Origin of the sequence: Gardnerella sp. KA00243 (assembly GCF_049244105.1) — a bacterium.
Taxonomy (GTDB): Bacteria; Actinomycetota; Actinomycetes; order Actinomycetales; family Bifidobacteriaceae; genus Bifidobacterium; species Bifidobacterium leopoldii.
Genome location: NZ_CP058375.1, coordinates 583,853 through 607,695, shown reverse-complemented (window position 1 = coordinate 607,695; position 23,843 = coordinate 583,853). Strand labels below are relative to the sequence as shown.

The following is a 23,843-nucleotide window of genomic DNA, read 5'->3' as shown; positions in this document are numbered from 1 at the left end:
GTTGGTTAGTCTGCTTGAGCGCTCCAATTGTGGGGAGTTTTCCTCGTGTTTGGAGTGCTGCACAAACAAAAAACCGCACATGTGTGAATTAATCCACGAACATGTGCGGTTTATGTTTGTTTATTACTGATTAATCAAATCAGGCGTTTACGCGATCAATACCAGACTGCACGTCAGCAATCACGGAATCCCAAGACTTGATGAAGGCGGCAACACCGTCGGCCTCAAGCTTGTCGGTAACGTCCTTGATGTTGATGCCAAGCTCAGCAAGCTTGTTCATAACAGCGTGGCTCTCTTCGTAAGTGCCCTTAATGGAAGCAGCACCGTTGCCGTGATCAGCAAGAGCGTTCAAAGTCTTTTCTGGCATGGTGTTAACAACATGCTCAGCAACCAACTCGTCAACATACTTGCAATCGGAGTAAGCTGCGTTCTTTGTGCCAGTAGAAGCCCAAAGTGGACGCTGCTTCTTAGCACCCTTGGCCTCAAGCTCAGCCCAACGTGGGTCAGCTGCGAACTTCTTCTCGAAGAGTTCGTAAGCCAAGCGAGCGTTAGCAACAGCAGCCTTGCCTTCAAGAGCCTTAGCTTCAGCAGAGCCGTTAGCTTCGAGGAGCTTGTCAACAGCGGTATCAACGCGGGAGACGAAGAAGGAAGCTACGGAACCAATGTGCTTCAAGTCGTGGCCGTTAGCGGCAGCCTGAGCGATACCTTCGATGAAGGCATCGATAACCTGCTCGTAGCGCTCGAGGGAGAAGATCAAGGTTACATTCACAGAAATACCCTTAGCAAGGGTAGCGGTGATAGCTGGAAGACCTTCCAAAGTTGCTGGAATCTTGATCATAACGTTTGGACGATCAACCTTTGCCCAAAGCTCTTCAGCCTGCTTCTCAGTGTTAGCAGTATCGTGAGCCAAGCGTGGATCAACTTCGATGGAGACGCGACCGTCAACGAAGTCGGTCTTTTCAGCGATCTCGCGGAAGATATCGGTTGCGTTACGAACGTCGGTGGTGGTCAACTCGCGGATAGCGGTTTCAACGTCGACCTTGCCGAGTTCCTTAAGCTGTGCATCGTATGGGCCAACCTGGCTCAAAGCCTTCTGGAAGATGGATGGGTTGGTAGTAACGCCAACAACATTCTTATTAGCAATCAAATCCTGCAAAGAGCCGGACTCAATGCGGGTACGGGACAAATCGTCCAACCAAATAGAAACGCCGGAATCGCTGGTGCGCTGCGTTGCTTCAGTCATGTTATCTCCTTAACACTGTGCTCCACCAATTGGGGCACGTCGGTAGTTTGGCGTTTTTACAAGAAACAGCGGTTGATGTCGAACCAACGGTAGCTCGGCATCAACACGCCGTCGCTGTTTCTTGCGAAGTGTTTCGTCAGCACTTCTAGTTTTGTGACATATCAATTTTATTTTGATACATCAAGCTTTATTTCGCTTATTTACTTAAGCGCGAGCTTCTTCGATAGAAGCCTTAGCAGCTTCTACTACGTGCTCAGCAGTAATGCCCAAGTCGATCATGTTCTGACCGCCGTCACCCTGTAAGCCGTACTGTTCGATAGAAACAGCCTTGCCGCAATCGCCAAGATACTTGTACCAAGGCAATGCCAAGCCAGCTTCGATAGAAACGCGAGCCTTGACGGACTTTGGCAAGATTTCTTCCTTGTACTCTTCGTCCTGTTCTTCGAACCATTCGAGAGATGGCATGGAAAGAACGCGAGCCTTGATGCCTTCAGCTGCCAAAGTCTTGGCGCCAGCAACAGCCCACTGAACTTCGGAACCGGTTGCCATGATGATTACGTCTGGAGTGCCTTCGCAATCAACCAAAACGTAAGCGCCGTGCTTGACGCCTTCGCGAGCCTTTTCAGCAGTCTCAGCGAGGGTTGGAACGCCCTGGCGGGTCAAAATCATGGCAGTTGGGTAGCTGTTCTTCTTCTCGAAGAAGTAACGGTAAGCTTCAGCAGTTTCGTACTCATCTGCAGGGCGTACAACCTCAAGTTGAGGAATAGCGCGGAAAGCAGTCAAGTGTTCGATTGGCTGGTGAGTTGGACCATCTTCGCCCAAAGCTACGGAATCGTGGGTCCAAACGTAGAGGTTTGGAATCTCCATCAAAGCAGCCAAGCGAACTGCTGGGCGCTCGTAGTCAGAGAACTGGAAGAAGGTGCCATTGAATGGGCGAGTGTCAGAACCAAGCAAAATACCGTTGGTAATAGCACCCATTGCGAACTCACGCACACCGAAGTGAAGCTGACGGCCATGCTCGGAAACGTTTGGCCAAGTGCGAGTTGCATCCTCGGATGGACCGAAGGAGTCAGCACCCTTAATGTTGGTGTTGTTGGAGCCGCCCAAATCAGCGGAACCACCCCAAAGTTCTGGCATAACGGCAGCAATTGCGTTAAGAACTGCGCCGGAAGCCTTACGGGTAGCGACCTTAGAACCAACTTCGAAGCCAGCAACCAAGTCGTCAATAGCCTTGTCGAAGCCTTCAGGAAGCTTGCCAGCCTTAATGCGCTCGTAGAGAGCAGCCTTATCTGGGTTGGCGGCAGCCCACTTTGCAAGAGCTTCGTCCCAAGCCTTGTGAGCAGCCAAGCCGCGCTCTGCAACCTTGCGAGCGTGAGCCAAAGCTTCTTCGTCGATTGGGAATTGAACTTCTGGGTCGAAACCGCAAAGTTCCTTCAAGCCCTTCACAGCTTCTTCGCCAAGCTTAGAGCCGTGGGAAGCTTCGTTGTTGGTCTTGCCTGGGGTTGGCCAAGCAATCAAAGTATTAACCTTAATGAAGTGAGGCTTGTCGGTAACTTCCTGAGCCTTTTCAATAGCTGCAGCCAAAGCCTGAACGTCTTCCTTGTAGGAGCCGTCTGGCTGGATGAAGCTAACTTCATCGGTGTACCAACCGTAGGCGCGGTAACGAGCAAGAATATCCTCAGAGAAGGTGAGCTTAGTGTCGCCTTCAATCTGAATATGGTTTGCATCGAAGATTACAGTCAAATTGCCAAGCTTCTGGTTTCCAGCCAAGGAAGCAGCTTCAGAAGAAACGCCTTCCTCAACGTCGCCTTCGCCGCAGATAACCCAAACCTTGTGATCGAATGGGGAAGTGCCGGCTGGAGCTTCTGGATCAAGAAGACCGCGCTCAAAGCGCTGACCATAGGCAAAACCAACAGCAGAGGCAAGACCCTGACCGAGTGGGCCAGTAGTCATTTCGATGCCTGGAGTCAAGCCGTATTCTGGGTGGCCTGGAGTACGCGTGTCTGCACCGCCACGGAAATACTTGAGATCGTCAAGAGTCAAGCCGTATCCAGAGAAGAACAACTGCACGTATTGCGTAAGCGAAGCGTGACCGCCAGAAAGAATAAAACGATCACGGCCAGCCCACTTTGGGTCAGCTGGATCGTGCTTAATGAAATGCTGGTACAATGTGTACGCAATCGGTGCTAATGAAACAGGGGAGCCAGGATGTCCGTGTCCTGCTCGCTCAACAGCATCAGCCGAGAGAACCTTCGCCATCTTTACGGCGCGCTCGTCTAATGCAGACCAGTTGAAATCGGTCATGTGATCTACTTTCCTTCCAATAATCCGGGTTTTTAAGCACAGCTTACGCTGGCTTTTTACCCTCTCATTGCCCTTCAATCCTATCTTTCGCGCGCGACGAATATGTTACAAAGTGTGTCAAAAGTTTGCTTTTATGTTCTGTTGCGTGCTAAGAAATAGACTACTATAGGAATATAGTATTTAGACGTGTTTGTAAGGAGTGGTAATGCAGTCACGACGCATGATGATTTTGCGCGCAGTTGTCGAGGATTATATTCGTTCTCAAGAGCCTGTTGGTTCTGCGGCTCTTGCAAAGCATCATCAGCTTGGTGTGAGTTCAGCTACTATTCGTAACGATATGTCGGCTTTGGAAGAGGAGGGATACCTTGTTCAACCGCACACTTCTGCAGGTCGTATTCCTACTGAAAAAGGCTATCGCTACTTTGTTGACGGTTTGGCTTCTGTTATTCCGCTTTCTGAACCGCAGCGTCGCGCTATACGTAACTTTTTGAGCGGATCTGTCAGTTTACAAGATACTTTGCAACGTTCCGCACGTCTTCTTGCAAGTATTACGGGTCAAGTCGCTCTCGTAGCATCTCCAGCATTGTCTAAGTCAAAAGTAAAAAGAATTGAGATTGTTCAAGTATCGTCTTCTACGCTTTTGGTTGTTGTGATTACAGATGCTGGAGGCGTAGCTCAGCACATGATTCAAGCAACTAATATAAATTCAGATGACTTATTGCATCTAACTAATATGGTTAATGAGTGCTGCATTGGGCTATCCCTTTCATCTGCTTCACAACGCGTTTATGCGCTCGCAAATCACAAAGATTTAGCATCAGCTTTGCAAATTATTAGTCAACTTGCTAACGCTTTAGAAGATATGCATGACGGTGAGCATGCTCACGACTTATACATGGCTGGAGCTTCTCAACTTGCGCATAGACAAAGTATTGTTGATTTTGCTTCACTTTTTGACGCACTCGAAGAACAGGCTGTTATTATGCGACTTATGACTTCTTTAAGTGAGGAAGCAAGCGATTGTGCAAGTGGTGTTAGTGTTGCAATCGGCTCGGAAACGCATACTCCTGGTTTGCTTAACGCTTCTGTTGTAACAAGCGCTTACGGCTACAATGCTGATTCTGACTCTGCTTTTATTGGATCAATTGGTCCTACGCATATGGATTATGCTGCAACGATGACTGCTGTTAAGGCTGTTGCGCGCTACCTTAATTCGTTTATATCCGAAAATTCATAAAAACATGGCTGGTTTATGGCTGGTTATTCGGCTTATGTCTGGCTGTGCCTTATGCAAAAATGATTTTAGAAAAAGGTAAAAGGGGAATTAATTGACTGATTACTACAAAGTTCTAGGCGTTGATCACAATGCTAGCGACGACGAAATTCGCAAAGCCTACCGCAAGATGAGCCGCAAATATCATCCTGATATTGCAGGCGCTGAGTTTGAAGAAAAGTTTAAGGAAGTAAATGCTGCCTATGACGTGCTTTCTAATCCTGAAAAGCGTCGAATGGTAGACATGGGTGTTGATCCTAACGATCCTTCTGCAGGAAGTGCCAGAGCTTCAGGCGCTGGTTTTGCAGACATGGGAATGGGTGACATTTTCAGCCAATTCTTTGGTGGCTCTTTCGGCAATTCGCAAGGACCAATTTCGCGTGTGCAGCCTGGTGACGATGCGTTAGCTGAGGCTCGTATTGATTTGAAAACCGCTATTTTTGGCGGAAACGTTAGCGTACGGTTAACTACTTTTGGTGTTTGTAAGGATTGCTCTGGTTCCGGTTCTGCCGACAATTCCGCTCCAGAACAGTGCTCAGTATGCCACGGTTCCGGCTTCTGTCAAAAAGTTGTTCGCACTATGCTCGGTCAAATGATGTCTTCGATGCCTTGTGAGCATTGCGAAGGTCATGGCACGATTATTAAGAATCTTTGCCAAAACTGCCACGGTCATGGTCGCGTGCGTTCAATTCGTGAAGTTGGCGTGAACGTACCGGCTGGAATTCGTGATGGCAGTCGTTTGCGCTTAGCTTCTCAAGGAAGCGTTGGTGAGTGCGGCGGTCCTGCTGGCGATTTGTACGTTGATATTCATATTCGTGCAGATAAGCAATTTACTCGCAACGAGGATGATTTGCATTGCTGGATTACAGTTCCTATGAGCTGGGCTGTTCTTGGTCGCAGTCTTGAAATCGACACTTTTGATGGTACTCAAAAAATAACTATTCCTGCAGGTTGCCAAAACGAAGACACTATTACTTTGCCAAATCTTGGTGTAACGAAGCTTCGTTCTAAAGATCGCGGAAATATCGTGGTTCATGTGCTAGTGCAAACGCCTTCTAAGTTGAATGATGAAGAGCGTTCTTTGATTGAAAAATTTGCTAAGTTGCATGATAGTTCTGTGAAGCAAGTGCAGCAACATTCGTTAAGCGAGCAGTCGAGTGAGCGTAAAGGTTTCTTTAGTAAATTAAAGGAAGCTTTTGCCGGCTGATTTTACGGATTTAATTTACTGCTTTAAACGGATTTAATTTACTGCTTTAATTTAAAATAGTGGGGAAATATGGCATTACCAATATTGTTTGCTGGAACTCCGGAAGTTGCGGTTCCATCTCTTCGCGAGTTAGCTAAAGATAGTGAGCATTTTGATGTTCGCGCTGTTCTTACGCGACCGGACGCTCCGACTGGTCGTGGCAGAAAGCTTGTGCCAAGCCCTGTGAAACAGGCTGCTCTTGAGCTCGGCTTGCCAGTGCTTGAGTCGGATCCTAAAGATGAAAATGTGTTTCTTGAACAGCTTGCGGCAACCGGTGCAAAAGCTGCAGCAGTTGTAGCATACGGTAAGATTTTGCGCCAGAATGTTTTAGACGCGTTGCCACTCGGTTGGTATAATCTTCATTTTTCGCTTCTTCCGCAATGGCGAGGTGCAGCTCCTGTGCAGCGCGCCATTTGGGCTGGAGATGACATTACAGGTGCTACTGTTTTTCGCATTACGCGCGGCATGGATTGCGGGCCTATTTTGGCGCAGTTTACTACAAAAATTGAGCCTCACGAAAATTCTGGCGATCTTCTTGCGCGACTTGCAAACGACGGCGCTCCGCTTCTTGCAGCATCTCTTCGTGGCATGGAAACTGGTGAAATTGTGCCGGTTGATCAAGATCAAACTCCTCAAGAAGTTGCGCAAAAAATCACTGTTGAAGATGCTCACATTGATTTTCATGCGCCAGCTTTTGCTGTTGATCGTCAAATTCGCGCTTGTACGCCGAATCCAGGTGCGTGGTGCGAACTTCACGCGGACGATGAGAATAACGCAGAGCCGATTACTTTGCATGTTTTGCGCGCAGTTCCTGCAGATGCTAACAATCCACATGGTGAGGAATTGATGAAGCTTGATCCTGGAAAATTACTTGCTGGTAAGAAGCAAGTTTGGGTCGGTACTTTAAGCGGCGCACTTGAGCTTTTGGAAGTAAAAGCGCAAGGTAAGAAAGCTATGAAAGCGGCAGACTGGGCGCGCGGAGCCAGGCTTTCGGCAGCAGCTTACTGCGCATAAAATTATGAGTATGAACTTTTCTTCGATGTTGCCAACTTTGTCTAAACCTGGGCTTTTGGTTATGGATGTTGATGCAACGCTTATTGAAGAAGAAGTTATCGATTTGCTCGGTGCAGAAGCTGGATGCGGAGATGAGCTTTCTGAGATTACAGCGCGAGCAATGCGTGGCGAAATTACTTTCGATACTTCCTTGCGTTCGCGCGTGTGTATGCTTCGCGATTTGAATCTTGACGAGTGCAAAAAGCGTATTATTTCTAAAATTCATGTAACTAAAGGCGCGAATGTTTTAATTGACACGCTTCATGCACATGGTTGGAAAGTTGGCGCAGTTTCTGGCGGTTTTCACGAGATTTTGGACGAATTTTTGCCGAGTTTGAATATTGATTTTTGGGTGGCTCACCATTTAGAGTCTATTGACGGAAAGCTTACTGGCAACGTGCTAGGAAATATTGTTAACGTTAATGCAAAAGTTGAAGCGCTTAGAACTTGGGCAACTAATCTTGGAATTGATCGCGAGCAAACTGTTGCCGTGGGGGATGGAGCGAACGATATTTCAATGATTAAATTTGCTGGATTAGGCGTAGCTTTTTGCGCAAAACCAGCAGTTCAAGCGGCCACTCCTTACCGCATTCTTACTCGCGATTTAAGCGCTGTCTTGCGTTTTTTGAATGCGAATTAATAAGAGGATTTCTTGCATTTATAGAACGAAAAGTTGATGAATGTACATAAGCAATGTAAAATAATGAAGCAATGATTAAAGATTAATGATTAAATTTTTTTGTGAAAGTTCTGTATCTTTTAACCACAGAGCTTAAATGTGTTGGTGAATCTTTCTATTAAGTGAGTAAAATAAAGTTAATTTATAGGAGAGAGAGTGTGCATAAGTACGGGAATTTTATGCATTTAGGGTAGGGAGTGTAAGTTGAATTTACGAGAAGTTGCGCTTGAAGTTGCGCGTATTTTGGAAGATGTTGGTAAACATGCGTATCAGGATCAATTAAGCCCTCAAGATATGACGTCGATTGCGTTGGGTGATCCTAATAAATCTGAATCTGGTTTTGGTGATAAGCTCGTGCGTTTTATTCAAAATCGTTTGACTTATGTGAATCCTTTCCAAGGTTTTTGGCAAACTAGGCCGGAGCAGTGCAATCCGGGAGACCGTTTTTGGTGTGTTGGAAACGTCGACGGCGCTATTAATTTTAATCGCGATATGGCTGAGTGGACTCTTACGGTTTCGCTTTTTGAGTTTAACGATGAAGGCTCCGCTCGTCCGGTTCTTGGCGTTGTGCACGCTCCTGCGTTGGGATTGACTTATTTGGCTGCAAAGGGTCAGGGTGCTATTCGTATTCGTAGGACTCCGCAAGGAGAGAAGCGTGAGAAGATTACGCCTTCCACAACTTCTACTTTGCAAGGATCTGTGGTTTGCTACGGAATGTCTTATATACCTGGTGAATCTAAGCGTGCACTTGGCGTAGTTGCTTCTGTTGAAGAAGGCTGTCCTGCGGATATTAAGCGTATTGGACCTGCGTCGCTCGACTTATGCAAGGTGGCAGATGGCACTTATGACGCTTATTTTGAGCCTCACTTGCATTATTGGGATATTCCAGCTGTTTCTGCTGGTGCTGTGGTTGTGGAAGAGGCGCAGTGCCAGGTGTGCCAGTGGGATGGAAGCCCTATTCATTGGCGCAAGGAAAATGATGTGGTTGCTTCTAATGGCTTGCTTATTAAAGAGTTAAAGCCGTATCTTAAGTAACTAATAATCTCGTGTGTGTCGTAATTTTTAATAAATATTATGACGTCGTAATATGCAATTCATGCGGGATTTATGCGGTAGTGAAATACAAATTACGAAATTATAGCATAAAACTACTTGCAATGTATGAACATGTGAGTATCATACAACCTGTATGAGTGTCAGTTTGCACATTTTTATGCATATTGAAACGTATTAAGAGAGTATGAAGCGTTGTGTAAATAGCAAATTGGTATGAAACAAAGAAGCGAATGCTAATTTATTGGCTGCCGCATGATTGCATATTACAAATTATGTATAAGCAGAAACATAAAGAAGACACATTATTGAAGTGAGGAATAATGACGAAGAAGATCATGAGTGCAAAGCATCTTGCTGATTTGCAAAAGTCTATGAAAAAATCTAGTAACAGCGTTATTTATGCGCCACTTTCTAAGAGCGTGTGCGCAGCTATGCTCGCAGGTGCTATGGTGATTGGGGGGGGGGGTATTCGTTTCTACTCCTTTGCCTGCGTATGCTGATGGGTATGTAAGTGGTGACGGTGCTCGCGTTTATTACGGCTACAAAGCTGACGCTGATTACAGTAAAGAGCGTTTGCTGATTAAAGTAACATATTATAAAACTAAGGCTGACGCGCTTAAAGGTGGAAACGATGGTGTTGATCCGCTTGGTAAGTTTGTGCGCGTTGAATATACTTCTAATAATCCTGAGGATGCCAATAAACAACCAGATAAGTGGGCTTTAAGACCAACTTGGTGGTTTGGTGTGCCAAATGGTTTGAAAGCAGATACGATCTCCCAAATCCGCTTGGTAAGGAATGAGCGAGGAACTCAAGAGGCTTCTAGTCCATCTACTCCTGGCGCTAAAAAGTTGAAAAATGCTTCAAGGCAAGGCTATGTTGTAGCAAGTGACCACACGTATAACAGCATAGATCAGTGGAAACACAGTGTTTCACGCGATTATTACTCTGGTAGCGACAAGACCATCGATGGCAAGGGTTGGCAGCGTATGGTCGGTATTGGTGGTAAATCAGGAGATTACGATAATTCTGGTAATACCAGAGATCAGTGGAATATTTACAAGGATGGTAATGCTAACGGTCTTCAAGGTATTTTTGCTGACTGGGAGTCTGCTGGTCAACGCTACTACGAAATGTCGTATGTAGCAGAAATGACAGATGATGCTTGGAAGCAGCGCGATCAGAAGCCGCTATTGTTTGTTGCAGGCATTTACCGCGGTGTTGGTAATTGGCGTTACGTTGCAGGCAGCACGATGCGTGCACCAAAGATTGCGGATCATTTGGAATTGAAATATCCTAAGCCGACGCCTGTAAAGAATCTTGACTCGCTTGATGATAATGAACAGAAAGCAGTAAAAACTGCTATTAATGATGCTAATAAGAGTAACGATAAAGACCATCCAAATCTATTTGATCAGTTGCTAGCAAAAGACGGCATTAGTGTTGACACTAAAGGTAATGCGACTATTACTTTTACAGACGGCACTAAGCGTGTTATGCCGGCTAGCTTATTGGTATTAAAGAACGAAACAGATAAAGACAAGTATAAGCCAACGCTTCCAGCTCGTACGCCTGTAGTGAAGTTGTCGAAGCTCACGTCTGATGAAAAGACTGCGGTAACTCAGGCAATTATTAATGCTAATGGTGGTTCTACGCCTAATGCCTTCTTGCAGAATGTGAAGAAAACTAATAACCATTATGAAATTCGCGTTCAAGAAGACGGCAGTGCAAAAGTTACTTATGCTGATGGATCAGAGCTTACTATTCCTTCTACAGATTTGGTGTATCAAGGCGCAACTATCGCCGATTGGGCGCCGTATCGCGTTCCAGTTCCTACGGAAGTAGATGACCCATCTCAGGCTTTAACTGAGGAGCAAAAGACTGCTATTGCGTCGGCATTTGATGAAGCAAATAAGAGTTTCCCTGTTTATCAAGCTGCTAAAAAGCATAACAAGAATACGTCTCCTGTAACGTTTGATAACAAAAACAATGCTGTAATTACTTGGGCAGATGGTTCACAAACTACCATTCCCGCTTGGCAGTTCTTGAAGAAGAAGCAGGCGCAAGCTCCAACGCCTGAGCAAAAGCAAACTACGAAAGAGTTCACGGTTAATTTACCAGAAACACCTACGGAAGTTAATTTCGATCCATTTGATAAGAATGCAACAGTTGGTCAGGATCAACTTACCAACCTTGAAGCTTCATTGAAAGCTTTAACAGCTAAGGATGCAAGTGATAGTAATAAGACTGTAACTCTTACTTCTGCAAAGATTGATATTGCAACTGGTACGGTAACTTTTAAAGCTAAAGGATATGAAGATAGAAAGTATCCAATCGGAATTTTCTATAAGAAGAAGGTAAATGGAACTGGTACTCAGAATCCTACGCAAAAAAATGAAGAGACTAAGGATGGATATAAATATAAAATTCCTCATGTCAACATTGCTGGTGATTCTCCAACGTTAGCAGAAGGGCAAGAGGCTCTTAAGCAGTTCGTTACGTTGAATTACGATGGGGCGGTTCCTAAAATAAAGTACGACGGTAGTAGTAGTACTATCACGATTGAGGATTCTGGTTTAACTGCAAAAGACCCATCAATGACTCCTTATGGTGGTAATGGAAATGGTCATATTGTAGACGTAATGGTTTCTCATTTGGGAGACATTACAATTAACTATGATTCTATACTTGCGAAGGATAAAGATGATCCTAACGATCACGATATGACGCAATCGATACTTATTAATAGCGAAGATATTTACATCAAGAAGAATAACAATAAAGACAACACTATTGATAATTTGAAGGCTCTTGCTAAGCAGCTTTTGGATGAAAAGAAGAGTCTTACTAAATCTGACTTTACAAGAGCTGGTTTAAATAAAGATAAAATAACTAATGATGTTATTGATAATATGACTGATGCCGAAGGTCTTCGTGATCTTATTAAGAAGCTGAGTGAAGCAAAGCATACTGATCGTACGTACAATTCTATTGGTGAGGTTGTTGTTGATAATCCAGCCACGCCTACTGAAGATGATTTCAAGAAGGCTGTGGAAGCGTTTGTAAAAGCTAACTACGATAAGAGCGACAATTTCCACGCTAATACTGTTACTACAGCTTTGCCTACTGATTTAACTCCAAAGTCTGGCACTGTTGACATGGAGATTGCTGACGATAATATCAAGTCAGTTACTTCCAGTAAGACTGGTGATGCTGATGATTATAAGTCAATGGTATTTAAGGATGCCAAGGGTACTCTGCTCTTCACTGTTGCTATTAGCTACAAGAAGAAGGAAGAAACTCCAAAGCTTAGCGACGATGCTCTTAAGGAGATGAGAAAGCAAGCTAAGGAGACTATCGATCATAATCCAAACCTGACTAAGACAGATAAGGAAGGTTTTGATAAGCGTATTGATGCAGCAACTACTGCTGAAGACATTCAAAAGATTTTGAAGGAAGCTGCAGAGAAAGCAAATCAGAACTCAACTTCTAATGATCCTAAGATTAAGGGTGAAATAAGCGGCAATCAGAGTGGTACTGACGCTGAGAACCAGCAGAAACTCGATGCTGCTAAAGAAGCTGCTAAGAAAGCAATCGATGCTCTTACTCATTTGTCAACTGAAGAAAAGACGGAGTTTAAGAATAAGCTTAATGGTGTAGATGTTAAGGCTCCTGCAGACGTTCAAAAGATTGTTGATGCTGCAAAGCTAGCAGATGAGCTTAAGGGCGTTAAGGAAGAAGCACAAAAAGAAAAGTTTGTGTTCCTCGACCACGGTAAGGGTGGAAAAGATGATTCGTCTGATCCAAACCACGTTGAGGATGCTGCTCTTAACAGCGTACTTGGCTCTACGCCAGAAGAAGATTCTACGCTTAAGACTTTGGCTGAGAAGTTGCAAGCAAATCCTGCATCTGCATCTGAGATTCGTGATGCTCTCGAAGCTGCAAAGCTACAGAATACAAGTAATGAGCAGAATGCCAGGAATGCTGGTATTGCGAAGCTTGAAACTAAGAAAGCAGAGCTTGTTGCAGCATATAATGCTTTAAGTGCTGATCAACAGACGAAAGCTAAAGATAAGTATGATGCTGCTATTAAAGCTATTGATGATGCTGAATCTGCTGTTAACAAAGCAACTAAGCCTTCTGAAATCAAGAAGGCTGTTGATGGCGTAGATACTTCGCTTAATGCTGCTAAGGAAGATATCAAGAATAATACGCCTAAGCGCGATACTTCTAGTATCACCAACGATCAAGATTCTGCACTTGCCGAAGAGAAGAAAGCTGCTCATGATCGTGTCAATAAGACTAATCTCTCTCCAGAGGAAAAGAAGCAGTACAATGATGCAATCGATGCTTCAACAAAGCTTGGCGACCCAACTGGTATTGCTAACCGAGCTGAAAAGCATCAAAAGATTGAGGATGCTAAGAAGCAGATTGCTGATCTTAAGTATTTGAACAAGGCTCAAAAGCAGTATTATGAGGATCTTCTTGATAGCACTGATGCTTCTGATCATGCTGACGGCAAGGATGACATCGATGATGCTCTTGAGCAAGCGTTGAACTTGAACGGTGTGATGAAGCGTTTGGCTGATCTTGCTACGAGTGCAGACGCGCTTAAGAAAGATGATAAAGATAAAAAGTATTCTTCTGCTGAGCAAACTAAGAAGGATGCTTTCGATGCTGCTTTGAAGGCTGCAAACACTCAACTAGATAAGGTTGATGGCGCAGACAGCGACAATATTAACGCTGACGGTGCTAACGCTTTGTACAACGATTTGCTTACAGCTATGCAAGGCCTTGATAGCACTGTTAAGGGTGTTGGTTTGTACACTGACGACTTGCAAAAAGAATACGATGCTGATGTTGCTTTGAAGGATAATCCTGTATACAAGAATGCAACTAAGAATGTGAAGGAAGTATTCGACAAAGCTCTTGAAGCTGCAAAAGCTGCTCTTGAAAATGCAACAAAGAATCCAACTGCGCTTGGTGCTGATGCTGCAGTTCAGCAGAATGCAATCGGTGCTGCTCTTGCTAACTTAGTGAATGCTCGCAAGGCTCTTGACGGCATTGATACAACTGCATTGCAAGCTGAAGTCGACAAAGATAAGCCTTTGAAGAATGATGTGAAGTATAAGAATGCTTCTGATGATAAGAAAAAGGCTTTCGATAAGGCGCTTACGGCGGCTGAAGATGCAATTGCGGATGCTGAGGGCAGGAAACAGTTGGCTGCCGGCGAGGATCCAAAGACTCAAGAACAGAAGCAAAAAGCTGTTAATGATGCATTGGCTGCATTGCAGAATGCTGCTAAGGATCTTGATGGTAAGGAACAAAAGCCAACCCCGGCTCCTTCTGTTGATAAGAGTGATTTGAAGGCTCTTGTTGATGCTGCTGGGCAGGTGAAGGATTCTGACGCGTATAAGTATGCTGATGCTGATAAGCAGGGTGCTTACGATAAGGCTATTAGTGATGGTCAAAGCGTGTTAGCTAAGACTGATGCTACGGCTGATGAGGTTGCTAACGCTGTTCAGGCTATTACTACTGCTAAGACTGCGTTGGATGGTAAGAAGCCAGAACCAACCCCGGCTCCTTCGGTTGATAAGAGTGGTTTGCAGCATGAGATTGCGAATAGTGGTGATGTGAAGAAGTCTGATGATTATACGAATGCTCCTTCGGATAAGAAGCAGGCTTATGATCATGCTTTGGATCACGCTAACGAAGTGAACAATAATCCGAATGCTACACAGGATCAGGTGAATCAGGCTACTGAGGATTTGAAGAAGGCTGAGAATGATTTGAAGCCAACTCCAAACCCGATTCCAACTCCTGGTGCCGGAACTGATAATACTGGAACTGGTGCTGGAACTGGAACTGGAACTGGTAATGCTGGTTCTGGTTCTGAAGCTGGTTATGGTGTGAATGATAATGCGCCTACTACTGTGGATAAGGGTGAGTTGAATGTTCAGATTCAGGGTGCTGAGTCTGATTTGCAGCCTGGAAATGCTGGTAACGGTAACGCTGGTGCTGGTGCTGGTGCTGGTGCTGGTGCTAATACTGGTAATTCTGCCAACGTAGCTGGTAAAGCTGGTGCTGGCGCAAACTCTGGTAATGCAGGTAACGCTGCTAACACCAATGCTGCCAACGCTAACGCTAATAATGCTAATGGCGTAAATTCTGCTGTTGTGAATGCTGCTGTTGAGAATAATCCGGCTGTGAAGCAGGCGGATGCTCAAGTTGCTAAGGCTCAGGCTGTTGTGAATGCTGCTTTGGCTGAGGCTAAGAAGGTTGCTGCTGATCCTAACGCTACTCAGGCTCAGGTTGATGCTGCGGTTAAGAATCTTTCTGCTGCTCGTAAGGCTTTGGCTGCTGCTAAGGCTCATGCGGCTGATGTTCGTGCTTCTGTGCGTGCTCAGGTGTTGAAGAGTGGTAGTGTTGCTCAGCTTAGTAAGACTGGTAGTGACGTGTCTGTGTTTGGCTTGTTTGCTGCAACTCTTAGTGCTGCTGGTGCTGCGCTTTTCTCGGCTAAGCGTCGTGGTACTTCTCGTCATAGTAATAAGTAGAATATTTGCTAGCTGGTCTGGTTATTGCAGATCAGCTAGTTTTAGAGCTGCTTAATGTTTGCTTAATTGTATTCAGTAAGTTTGCTGAGTATTGGGTTAATTAGCATAATGAAGTTAATGTAAAATGTGCCTCACTTTGCGTCTTTCTTTACTACGCAAAGTGAGGCATTTTTGTATGCGAATATTTTTATCTAACACGAATTGAAACAGTCTTGAAAATATGGGAGAATTACCACATGACTACAGTTATTATGCATACTTCTGAAGGCGATATAAAAATCAATTTGTTTGACAGTAACGCGCCTGAAACCGTCAAAAATTTTGTTGGCTTAGCTACCGGCGAGCGTGAGTGGCTTGACCCATTCAGTGGAAAACCTTCGCATGAGCCATTTTACGATGGTTTAACTTTCCACCGCATTATTAAGGACTTCATGATTCAGGGTGGCTGCCCACTTGGTAACGGAACTGGCGGTCCTGGATACGAGTTTGACGATGAAATTGACGCATCCTTGAAGTTTGATAAGCCTTATTTGCTCGCTATGGCAAATGCTGGAAAGCGTCGCGGTCGTGACGGTCGTTTGCATGGCACTAACGGTTCGCAGTTCTTCATTACAACTGTGCCAACTCCATGGCTTGACGGTCACCATACAATTTTCGGCGAAGTTGCTGACGATGAATCGAAGGCGGTTGTCGATAAGCTCGAGGCTGTCGCAACTGATCGATCTGATGCTCCTCTTGAGCCTGTAGGTATTATTTCTATTGAAGTTTTGTGATTAAACATTATGTGATTTAATATTCTTTAATACTACAGTTCTCAATTACTAATCCGACATTTTCTATACGCTTGTGTACAGAAAAGGTCGGATTTTTGCTGTAAGGCGGCAGAAACTTTACAAGCGTGCAACGAAAAGGTCGGATTAATAGAATCTAAATGCGAATATAAAGAAAGCGAGTCTTATAGCAAGCGTAATAGCTCACTATAAAACTCGCTTTGGTTTATATCAACCTTCTTCTATTGTTATCCGTTGTAAGTATTGTTATTGAAGCACTTGCAATTCAGTTTTTGCTTCCGTACTTCTGCATTTTATGCTTTCACGCTTTGATACAGCGATGAGCCGGATTCTTGGAACTTTTTGCTCATCTCTTTCATACCATCGGCAATTGCCTGACTGCGTGCTTCTTCAACGAGCTGCTCCTGCTGAGCTGCTCCGCCAAAACGCTTACGAATATTTTGCGAAATAGCCATCGAGCAGAACTTTGGTCCGCACATCGAGCAGAAGTGCGCCATTTTTGCCGGCTCTGCAGGAAGTGTTTCGTCGTGGAAGGCGATTGCGGTATCCGGATCGTAGCTTAAGTTGAACTGATCCAACCAGCGGAACTCAAAGCGAGCCTTACTGATTGCGTTGTCGCGATCCATAGCATGTGGATGGTGCTTAGCAAGATCAGCTGCGTGGCAAGCAATCTTATACGCAATCACGCCTTGCTTCACGTCGTCCTTATTAGGCAATCCCAAATGTTCCTTAGGAGTCACATAGCAAAGCATTGCAGTTCCGTATCGTGCAATCTCCACGCCACCAATTGCGGAAGTAATGTGGTCATAGCCCGGTGCGGTATCCGTAGTCAAAGGACCAAGCGTATAGAATGGAGCATTCTGGCAAATCGCCTTCTCCATCTCAATGTTCATACGCACAGTGTCGAATGGCACGTGACCAGGACCTTCAATCATCACCTGCACGTCATGCTTCCAAGCGATCTTTGTAAGCTCGCCAAGTGTCATAAGCTCGGAAAGCTGAGCCGCATCGTTAGCATCAGCCAAGCTACCTGGACGCAAACCATCGCCCAAAGAGAATGCAACATCGTACTTTGCGAAAATCTCGCATAATTCTTCAAAGTGCGTATACAAGAAGCTCTCTTGATGATGCTGCAAGCACCATTCAGCCATAATTGAGCCACCACGAGAAACAATACCGGTTACGCGGTTTGCAGTAAGCGGCACGTAGCGAAGAAGCACGCCAGCGTGAATAGTCATGTAGTCAACGCCCTGCTCGCACTGCTCAATAACAGTGTCGCGGAAAAGCTCCCAGCTGAGCTTAGAAGCATCATCCTCAACTTTTTCCAAAGCCTGATACATTGGAACTGTTCCAATTGGCACAGGGGAGTTGCGCAAAATCCATTCGCGCGTTGTGTGAATATCGTTACCGGTGGAAAGATCCATAACGGTATCCGCACCCCACTTCGTGGCCCACGTAAGCTTTTCTACTTCTTCGTCAATAGACGACGTAACAGCAGAATTACCCATGTTTGCGTTGAGCTTAGTTAAGAAGCGTGAGCCAATAATCATAGGCTCAGCTTCAGGATGGTTAATATTGCAAGGAATTACAGCGCGTCCTGCTGCAATTTCTTCTCGAACTAGCTCTACATCGCAATTTTCGCGCGTTGCAACGTATTGCATTTCCGGAGTAGTAATTCCGTGACGAGCGTACCACATTTGCGTAATCGGATGATCTGCGCCCTTCATTGGCTTATGCGTGCGACCACGCCATTCTTTAGAAGCTTTGCCTCGCTTAATTGCGCGCTTGCCGTCGTCTTGAAGATTGCGCCTGCGACCCTCATATTCCACAACGTCACCGCGGTCGCGAATCCAGTCAAGTCGAAGCGGAGCCAAGCCTTCCTTCGGATCGCACTTTGGACCTTCAGTATTGTAATCCTTAAAAGGCGGGTTAGGACCTACGCCAGGAGTATCCGAAAGCTTAATTTCCGTATAAGGAACTTCCAAATCGTAAGAACCATATTCATACTCAAAATGAACTGGAGTTGTTTTGCGAATATGAGCTTTATCGCGCTGAGTGCAACCACGAGCTGCAATGTCAACTCGCTGTTGTTTAGCTAATTTCGCAGCATCCTTTGCTTCTTTAGCGTTAATAAAAGTTGGTTTCTTTTCTTGAGTTTCTGAAGATTTTGATTCAGAATTTTCTGCAACTATTACTCGCTTAGCGTAGCCGTGCTTTTCTTCGCCTCGCACAGCTTTCCAATGTTCAACAAACTCACGCATAGTTGATTCTGGTGTTTCTGAAGAATACAGTGCTTCAGAAACGAACCATCCTGCAGCCTTAGTGTGAGCGATTGTATCGATATCGTCGAGCGCAGTTCTTCCGCCAACTAGAACTGGGAAATCACTTGCGGAACAAATCGTATTAATTTTCGCTTCGTCCAGCGTTGTGTGGTTTGCTTCCAATTCGTAAGCGGCAGTAGTGCTTTCGCATCCTTCTTCAGGATTGTGCATTGCTGTTACGCAAATGTAATCAATGCATCCATCTGGCAGTTCGTTTATTACTTTAACTAAGCTTTCGGTTTCAACAGATAAGCCGATTACAGCATCTTCGCCAAGAAGTGCGCGAGCCTCTCTAGGCTCCATGTCGCTTTGTGCTAAATGCACTCCGTCAACTTTGATGCTTTGATTGCGAGCTTGCCAAACGACATCAACACGTTCATCGATAACAAAAGTTACAGAATCGCATTTGTTATTGTCTTCGATGATTTGTGCAATATCGCGTGCAATAGTAGTGATTTCTTTAGCGTTTTCATTGTTGCAATGAAGACGAATAAAAGTCGCTCCAGCGCGCAAAGCATCATCGACAATATCTGTAAGTGGACGATTATTACAAGCTTGTGGGTCTGCAATAAAGCAGGCACTTAGATTAAATTGATTACGCATTGATGCGTACGGATAATTCGATGTCATACTAAAATCGTTGCTCCCTACGTTGTATTAACTAACAGGTTCGAAGGGTTAGGCAAATTAATACCATCTCAGCCTTCTTTCGAAAGCACCCCTGCAAAATGTCGAATTACCAGTAAGTTTACACGATTATGTGCATTTAATTGGTGGTGGGTATGTTGCGAAATTCTTTAGCGTTCGTGATGATTGATTGCGCGTGAAATAAAATCTCCCAAGCTTTGCACAATCTGCACGAGGATAATGCAAAGAATAACAGCCACTGTCATCACATCGTATTGATAGCGCTGGTATCCGTATCGTATTGCAATATCTCCGAGTCCGCCTGCGCCAACTGTTCCAGCCATTGCGGAGAATCCAAAAAGCGTAATAAATGTAAGCGCAGCTCCGCGAATTAGCGAAGGTAAAGCTTCCCACAGCAACACTTTGCAAACAATTTGCAATTTGCTTGCTCCAAAGCTTTGTGCTGCTTCAATTAAGCTTCCGTCAACTTCGGCTAAAGATTGTTCAACTACTCTAGCAACGAATGGTGCAGCAGTAATTACCAGTGGCACAATAGCTCCAGGAACTCCCAAAGAAGTGCCAACTATGAGACGAGTAAAAGGAATTATTGCAACTAATAAAATAATAAACGGCACAGAACGCACGATGTTAACAATCCAGCCTAGAACTGCGTTAATTGGCGCGTTAGGGCAAATACCTTTTTTGTTTGATGTAATGAGAAGTACGCCAACTGGAAGTCCAATAAGGTATGCAAAAAGTGTTGCAACTGATGTCATTACGAGTGTGTCTTGCACGCCTTCAATAAGTAAGTCACCGTAGTCGTTAAAAAATTGTGTAGCAGCTTCTAACATTGTTATTTCACCTCATTGGTAAGCGCGTTTGTTTGTGCGTCTGTTGCCTCGTTTGCAAGCGTGTTTGTAGTTTTAGCACGATGATTTTCTTGTTTTTCATCTGCAATAAGAGTTCGCAAAATATCGCTTTGTGGATTTGCAAAAAGCGTATCCGTGTCACCTAATTCCACAATGCGTCCGCCATCAATCATTGCAACTCGGTCGCAAATATTTCGTGCTACAGCCAGCGAATGTGTAATAATAACAAGTGTTACGTTGAGTTCGCGGTTAATTCGGCGCAATAAATCAAGGATTTGCGCAGTAGTTGTGGAGTCCAGTGCGCTTGTTGCTTCATCGCAAAGCATAATCGACGGATTATTCGCCAATGCTCGTGCAATTGCTACGCGCTGCTGCTGTCCGCCTGAAAGTTGGCTAGGGTAGCGGTTTGCAAAATCTTTTAAACCAACTAAGTCAAGCAAGTAGTTTGCGCGTTCTTCTCGTTCCTTTTTTGCAGTGTGATTTAACTCTAATGGGAAAGTGACGTTTCGCAATACTGTACGTTGCTGGAAAAGGCTAAAATTCTGGAAAATCATGCCAATATTAGTGCGTACTTTTGCAAGTTCTTTATCTTTTACTTCGCTAATATCATTTCCGTCAACAATAATTTTGCCAGAAGTTGGTCGCTCAAGCAGATTCATGCAACGAACTAGCGAAGACTTTCCTGCACCAGAAGAACCAAGGATTCCGAATACTTCTCCCGATTCAATAGTCAGATTAATGTCGTGTAATGCTTCATTCGCTTTGCTACCTTTGCCGTAGCTTTTGTGAAGATGTTCGATCTGAATCATGCTTTTCCTTAACAGATTATTGCTTTCTGTGTGAAATATACTTCGTTACTAACTAGAGTTACTAACTAGCGTCATTAACTAGATTATTGACTAGCACGCACATTACGTATATTACACGCTTATAAAATAATGTCGCAAAGCATACACGAAGCATACACATGCGGCATTAGGTGGCTACATTGTGAGTATTATTTAGAAAACAGGAAGCACAGCGCCTTTGTAAGTTTTAGTAATATAGTCGCGCACTTCGCTTGTCTTCAAAGCTTTGAGTAAGGCTTTGATTTTTGCAAACTTTTCAGAGCCCTTCTTTACTACAATAATATTTTCATAAGTTTTAGCCGCAATGCCACCAACTTTTTCTGAAGTAAGTGGGTCTTTAGTTGGGTTAAAACCAGCTTGAATAGCGTAATTGCCATTCATGGCAGCAAGATCCACATCCTTAATGGCAGTAGGAACTGTTGCCGCTTCAAGTTCTTTAAACTTCAAATTCTTAGGATTCTCAGTAATATCTTTTGTAGTAGCGTTAATATCCTTTGGATTCTTCAACTTAATCAATCCAGCATCTTGCAAAAGAAGCAATGCGCGAGCCTCATTAGTAGGATCATTTGGAACTGCAACAGTTGCGCCATTTGCTAATGCTTTAATCGTCTTGGTTTTTCCTGGATACAATCCAAATGGTTCAAAATGAATTCCACCTACTGAAACAAGGTGAGTTCCCTTTTCCTTATTAAAGTTGTCAAGATAAGGCAAATGCTGATAGTAGTTTGCGTCAACTTCGCCTTCTTCAGTAGCTGTATTTGGCTGCACGTAGTCAGTAAATTCCTTTACTACTAGCTTGTAGCCTTCTTTTTGCAAGATTGGCTTTACAACCTTATTTAAGATTTCAGAATGCGGAGTAGGCGAAGCAGCAACAGTAATAGTTTTGTCATCCTTCGCGCCTGCTTTTGAGCTACCGCAGCCACTTAAAGTGAAAGTCGCTAATGCTGCCAGTGCTGTAATTGATGCAATAACTTTAATTTTTCGCATATTTCCTGCTCCTTGTTCGGTGAAATTCGTTTAAAGTTAAATCCCCTTCGCGAGTAACGAATTATCAATATAGGCGAGAAAAATCAATAATTCTATACTTTGCTTATTAGTATTATTTATGACGTGTTAATAATTCGCATACTTGCAGTGTGGAAAGAGAAAAAATAAGTTTTTCAACACGTCGCTTACTTGCAATGAAGCTATCTACTAGACTGTAATGTATGAGTTTTTTGCGATTGGCGTTAGCGCAGATAGATACCTGCGTTGGGAATATTGATAGCAACGTTGAAAAAGTTTTGAAGTATGCTGCGCGCGCAAAGCAGTCGGGTGCTCGCATGGTTGTATTTCCTGAGATGACTTTGACTGGGTATCCTATTGAAGATCTCGCCTTGCGTGCCACGTTCCGCACAGCTGCACAAAAAGCTGCAGACTTGCTTGCATCAAAACTTTCAGAAGAAGGCTTGGGGGAGCTTTACGTAGTAGTTGGAACTGTTGGCTTTGACGAGTCTGCTGGAAAGCCTCGAAACAGGCTTCTCGTATTGCATGAAGGCAAATCTGTGTTGCAATACGACAAGCATTTCTTGCCAAATTATGGTGTTTTTGACGAGTTTCGTATTTTCTCTTCTGGCAATAAGTGTGAGCTGCTGGAAGTAGATGGAATGTGTCTAGGTTTTGCTATTTGCGAAGATATTTGGCAAGATGGCGGTCCTGTTGCGCGTTTGGCAAAACTTGGTATCGATGCGCTAGTAACTATGAACGGTTCTCCATATGAGGAAGGTAAAACTCATGTGCGTTTGAGTTTGGCTCAAAAGCGCGCTGTTGAAGTCAATGCGCCGGTTGTGTATGTGAACCAGGTCGGTGGTCAAGATGATTTGGTTTTTGACGGTGGAAGTTTTGTTGTTGATTCTGACGGAACTTTGCTTGAACGCTCGGCAATGTTTGCTGAAGATTTGTCGTTTGTTGATTTTGATAACTCGCTGAAAAAGCAGAAAGTTTCAAGCATTGCTCCAAAACTTGACGCAGATGAAGAAGTGTATTGTGCGTGTGTTGTAGGTCTTAGAGATTACATGCGTAAGAATGGTTTTAAGGGCGTGTGCTTAGGACTTTCTGGAGGAATTGATTCTACCTTAGTAGCTACTATGGCTGCCGATGCTTGCGGTGGAGCAAATGTGTATGGCATTTCTATGCCAAGCATGTACTCTTCGGACAGTTCTAAAGACGATGCGCGCGATTTAGCAGAGCGAATTGGCGCTCACTACGATGTGCAACCAATTGAACCGCTTTTTAAAGCTTTCCAATCACAACTTTCCTTAGAAGGAGTTGCTGCGGAAAACTTGCAAGCTCGCGTTCGTGGCGTAATCGTAATGGCATATTCAAATTCGCGCGGTGTTTTGGCGCTCGCAACTGGTAATAAATCGGAGCTTGCTTGCGGATATTCTACTATCTATGGCGATGCGGTAGGAGGGTATGCTCCTATTAAGGATTTGCTTAAGACGCGCGTTTGGGCACTTTCTCGTTGGAGGAATCGCGCTGCGAATGCTGGAGTAGGTATTGGTATGCTGCCAATTGTTGGATATGAGGATTCTCAGAAAGCGAAAGCTCCGCAAGATGGCGTGCTTATTCCTGTTAATTCTATTATTAAGCCTCCGAGTGCAGAGTTGCGTCCAGGGCAAAAGGATTCTGATTCTTTACCTGAGTACGATTTGCTTGATCGCGTTTTAGAGGCTCATATTGAGCTTGCTCATGGTAGAGCGGATTTGCTTGAAGATGGTTTTGACGAGCATACTGTTGACACGGTTATGCGTTTAGTTGATCGCGCAGAATGGAAGCGCAGGCAGTATCCACTTGGACCAAAAGTAAGTGCTATTGCTTTTGGCAGGGATCGCAGAATGCCTGTTACCACAGCTTTTCGTGAATAAATGTGATGTATTTCACTAGATTTTTTGCAAAACTACTCGTGTATGCGTTTACCCATGCTTTAACATTGTTATTAG

14 protein-coding genes and 1 riboswitch are annotated in these 23,843 nt (G+C 44.4%); of the genes, 8 read left to right on the top strand and 6 right to left on the bottom strand.

Features of this window, described 5'->3' with window-relative positions:
• Nucleotides 1-139: 139 nt before the first annotated feature.
• Both tal and tkt read right to left on the bottom strand, forming a co-directional pair.
• Nucleotides 140-1,243 (bottom strand): transaldolase, encoded by a 1,104-nt coding sequence (gene tal, locus HXT50_RS02395; protein ID WP_004119072.1) that lies wholly within the window; start codon nucleotides 1,241-1,243, stop codon nucleotides 140-142.
• A 204-nt stretch (nucleotides 1,244-1,447) separates the two neighbouring features.
• Entirely contained in the window at nucleotides 1,448-3,547 is a 2,100-nt protein-coding gene (gene tkt, locus HXT50_RS02390; protein WP_004106357.1) for a transketolase, read from the bottom strand.
• A 220-nt stretch (nucleotides 3,548-3,767) separates the two neighbouring features.
• Between tkt and hrcA the strand changes: the two genes are divergently transcribed.
• The 7 genes from hrcA to HXT50_RS02355 all read left to right on the top strand — a co-directional run bounded on the left by hrcA (nucleotide 3,768) and on the right by HXT50_RS02355 (nucleotide 16,179).
• Nucleotides 3,768-4,784 carry a heat-inducible transcriptional repressor HrcA gene (gene hrcA / locus HXT50_RS02385; RefSeq protein WP_004106356.1) on the top strand — a complete coding sequence of 339 codons (1,017 nt, stop codon included), beginning with the start codon at nucleotides 3,768-3,770 and terminating at the stop codon, nucleotides 4,782-4,784.
• Nucleotides 4,785-4,875: 91 nt separating this feature from the next.
• Nucleotides 4,876-6,027 (top strand): molecular chaperone DnaJ, encoded by a 1,152-nt coding sequence (gene dnaJ / locus HXT50_RS02380; protein WP_421776975.1) that lies wholly within the window; start codon nucleotides 4,876-4,878, stop codon nucleotides 6,025-6,027.
• Nucleotides 6,028-6,096: 69 nt separating this feature from the next.
• A complete protein-coding gene (gene fmt / locus HXT50_RS02375; RefSeq protein ID WP_004106353.1) occupies nucleotides 6,097-7,080 on the top strand; it encodes a methionyl-tRNA formyltransferase in 984 nt (327 codons plus the stop codon).
• A 25-nt stretch (nucleotides 7,081-7,105) separates the two neighbouring features.
• On the top strand, nucleotides 7,106-7,759 hold the full coding sequence (gene serB / locus HXT50_RS02370; RefSeq protein WP_421777142.1) for a phosphoserine phosphatase SerB: 654 nt from the start codon (nucleotides 7,106-7,108) through the stop codon (nucleotides 7,757-7,759).
• Between the two features lie 243 nt (nucleotides 7,760-8,002).
• A complete protein-coding gene (locus tag HXT50_RS02365) occupies nucleotides 8,003-8,833 on the top strand; it encodes an inositol monophosphatase family protein (RefSeq protein WP_064340188.1) in 831 nt (276 codons plus the stop codon).
• A gap of 474 nt (nucleotides 8,834-9,307) precedes the next feature.
• Nucleotides 9,308-15,406, top strand: coding sequence for a hypothetical protein (locus HXT50_RS02360; RefSeq protein ID WP_421776974.1), 6,099 nt, complete (start codon nucleotides 9,308-9,310; stop codon nucleotides 15,404-15,406).
• A 236-nt stretch (nucleotides 15,407-15,642) separates the two neighbouring features.
• On the top strand, nucleotides 15,643-16,179 hold the full coding sequence (locus tag HXT50_RS02355) for a peptidylprolyl isomerase (RefSeq protein WP_004106348.1): 537 nt from the start codon (nucleotides 15,643-15,645) through the stop codon (nucleotides 16,177-16,179).
• A gap of 311 nt (nucleotides 16,180-16,490) precedes the next feature.
• Here the strand turns inward: HXT50_RS02355 and thiC are convergent, their stop codons facing one another.
• The 4 genes from thiC to HXT50_RS02335 form a co-directional block, all read right to left on the bottom strand.
• Entirely contained in the window at nucleotides 16,491-19,148 is a 2,658-nt protein-coding gene (thiC, locus tag HXT50_RS02350) for a phosphomethylpyrimidine synthase ThiC (protein WP_004119078.1), read from the bottom strand.
• Nucleotides 19,146-19,251, bottom strand: a riboswitch (TPP riboswitch). Its footprint overlaps the gene before it by 3 nt.
• Nucleotides 19,252-19,315: 64 nt before the next feature.
• Complete coding sequence (locus HXT50_RS02345; protein WP_004106344.1) at nucleotides 19,316-19,996, bottom strand: methionine ABC transporter permease; 681 nt, start codon at nucleotides 19,994-19,996, stop codon at nucleotides 19,316-19,318.
• A gap of 2 nt (nucleotides 19,997-19,998) precedes the next feature.
• Nucleotides 19,999-20,823 (bottom strand): methionine ABC transporter ATP-binding protein, encoded by an 825-nt coding sequence (locus HXT50_RS02340; protein WP_004119080.1) that lies wholly within the window; start codon nucleotides 20,821-20,823, stop codon nucleotides 19,999-20,001.
• Between the two features lie 192 nt (nucleotides 20,824-21,015).
• Complete coding sequence (locus HXT50_RS02335; RefSeq protein WP_004106340.1) at nucleotides 21,016-21,849, bottom strand: MetQ/NlpA family ABC transporter substrate-binding protein; 834 nt, start codon at nucleotides 21,847-21,849, stop codon at nucleotides 21,016-21,018.
• Between the two features lie 221 nt (nucleotides 21,850-22,070).
• On the opposite strand from HXT50_RS02335, the gene HXT50_RS02330 reads away from it, so the two are divergent.
• The gene (locus HXT50_RS02330) at nucleotides 22,071-23,768 is read left to right on the top strand and encodes an NAD+ synthase (protein WP_421776973.1); all 1,698 of its coding nucleotides are present in this window, start codon (nucleotides 22,071-22,073) and stop codon (nucleotides 23,766-23,768) included.
• Nucleotides 23,769-23,843: the final 75 nt, after the last annotated feature.